This window comes from Micromonospora sp. NPDC048830, assembly GCF_043198215.1.
Lineage (GTDB): Bacteria > Actinomycetota > Actinomycetes > Mycobacteriales > Micromonosporaceae > Micromonospora.
The window spans coordinates 1-2,443 of record NZ_JBICUP010000120.1 but is presented as its reverse complement, the minus strand read 5'-3'; the positions used below and the strand labels follow the sequence as shown (position 1 = coordinate 2,443).

1 protein-coding gene is annotated in these 2,443 nt (G+C 64.8%); it reads left to right on the top strand.

Features of this window, described 5'->3' with window-relative positions; genetic code table 11:
• The first annotated feature begins 531 nt into the window (after positions 1-531).
• On the top strand, positions 532-2,334 hold the full coding sequence (locus ACGFIZ_RS34145) for a reverse transcriptase domain-containing protein (RefSeq protein ID WP_393427426.1): 1,803 nt from the start codon (positions 532-534) through the stop codon (positions 2,332-2,334).
• Positions 2,335-2,443 lie beyond the last annotated feature (109 nt).

Below are 2,443 nucleotides of genomic sequence, written 5' to 3'. Positions count from 1 at the left end.
GGTGCGCCACGAGGCGCCTGGTTGTATCCCCGGCGCAGCCGGGAGGAACTCGAAGGGAGGTTCCTGGGTCCGATGGCTTACCTGGATCCGAAAGGTGAAGGGGACCGCAGCATGCCAGGAAATCAGCGGCCGGGTCCAGGCGTTGGGGACGGCGCGTTGAGGGACCCGCGCGATATGGCGAAAGCTGGATGGCCTGAATCCCAATCTCCAGAAGAGGAAAGTTCACCTCCGCCGGAAAGACGTCTGAAACCGGTGCCAGCCCTGCGGCCAAGTTCGCCTCAGTACGCCGCAACCTTCGGGGCCATGGAGCGATGCCCAGTGAGGGCATTCAAGGAGATGAGTGGGACGCCTACGTCGTGCTCGCACGTATGACCAGGACGAACGTGGGATCGCCTACGGGACGCGAGTCCTATGGCGACGGAGGCCCAGTAGTAGTCGCCGGAGTCACGCCCGGCCGAGGAGGACGGGAAAGCCGTCTGCAGGGCGAAGTGGGCCAGGTGATCGGGTGTCTTGAGCCGGGAGGTATGCGTAATGCAGAACGCCGAAACGGTGCTGGACGTCCTGCGTGAGCGCGGTAGGCGTGGCCTGCCGCTGGAGCAACTGTATCGGCAGATGTTCAACCCGCAGTTGTATCTGCTGGCTTACGGCCGTATCTACGCCAACAAGGGTGCGATGACGGCCGGGGTCACACAGGAAACCGTGGACGGCATGTCGCTGGGCAAGATCAACCGGATCATCGAGGCGATGCGTTTCGAGCGGTACCGGTTCCGCCCGGTACGGCGGGTGCTTATCCCGAAGAAGTCGGGAAAGGGCAAGACGCGCCCGCTTGGCCTGCCGACGTGGTCGGACAAGCTGGTCGGCGAGGTCGTGCGCCTACTGTTGGAGGCGTACTACGACGTCCAGTTCTCCGACCGCTCCCACGGGTTCCGCCCACGGCGCGGCTGTCACACCGCTTTGCGGGAGATCGCCAACACCTGGGGCGGAACAACCTGGTTCATCGAGGGAGACGTCTCCGACTGTTTCGGGTCGCTCGACCACACGGTCATGATCGACACGCTGGCGGAGAAGATCCACGACAACCGGTTCCTGCGGCTGGTGCGCGCCATGCTCACCGCCGGCTACCTGCAAGATTGGGTCTGGCACGAGACGCTGTCGGGCGCCCCGCAAGGCGGCGTCGCTTCGCCGATCCTGTCGAACATCTACCTGCACCGCCTCGATCAGTTCGTGGAGACGGTGCTGATCCCGCAATACACCCGAGGGGAACGCCGGGAACGTAACCCGGCCTACCGTCAGGTGGAGTACGCGCTCGTGACGGCCCGCCGGCGGGGTGACCGCGCGCACGCGCGTGATCTCTACCGGCAACTGCACAGCCTGCCCAGCCAGGACCCTCGGGACCCCGGCTATCGCAGGTTGAAGTATTGCCGTTACGCGGACGACACCCTGCTCGGGTTCGTCGGACCGAAGGCCGAAGCGGAGGAGATCAAACAGCGTCTGGCGGCGTTTCTGCGAGACGAGCTCAAGCTCACCCTCTCGCAGGACAAGACGCTGATCACCCATGCCCGTAGCCAGCGGGCGAGGTTCCTCGGCTACGAGATTCGCGTCGCTGCCAGCGATCGCAGGACCCGGCGTCCGTCGGCAACCGATCGGCGTAACCGCCGGTCGGTCAACGGCGTCGTCGCCCTGCACGTGCCCAGAGACGTGATCACCGCCAAGAGCGCCCACTACATGGCCCGCGGCAAACCCGCCTGCCGCTCCCGGCTCGTCAACGAGGGTGACTTCACCATCGTGGCGAAGTACGGGGCCGAGTACCGGGGGATCGTCCAGTACTACCTGCTGGCCGGTGACGTCATGCGGCTGCACCGGCTGCGCTGGGTCATGGAGACGTCGATGCTCAAGACCCTGGCCCGTAAGCACAAATCGACGGTGTCGAGAATGGCCGCCAAGCACAAGGCCACAACCGTCACACCGTACGGGCCGCGCACGTGCTTCGAGGCCCGCCTCGACCGCGATAGCAGGAGTTCACTGGTCGCACGGTTCGGCGGGATCCCGCTCAAACGGCAGAAGACGGCGGTCCTCATCGACCGGCAGCCGACCCGGCCGATCTACGCCCACAAGGAACTCATCCAGAGACTCCACAAGGGCAGATGCGAGCTATGCCAACGATCGGAAAACATCCAAGTGCACCATATCCGAGGGTTGGCTGATCTCACACCGGCCGGACCGGCACAGCCCGCATGGGAAAAGGTCATGGCGAACAAGCGCCGCAAGACCCTCGTGGTCTGCGACGACTGCCACGACCTAATCCATGCAACGCCAACCGAACTCACGTCATGATCACTGGAGAGCCGGGTACTCGGAAACGGGTCCGCCCGGTTCGGAGGGAGGCCGCACGGAAAAGGACCTGCTCGTTAGGCAGGCACCTCGCCGGGCGGCCCACCCTACA

What these genes read in the sequence shown, in the direction of transcription:
- ACGFIZ_RS34145 (WP_393427426.1), top strand. Translation starts at nt 532, where the DNA reads ATGCAGAACGCCGAAACGGTGCTGGACGTCCTGCGTGAGCGCGGTAGG.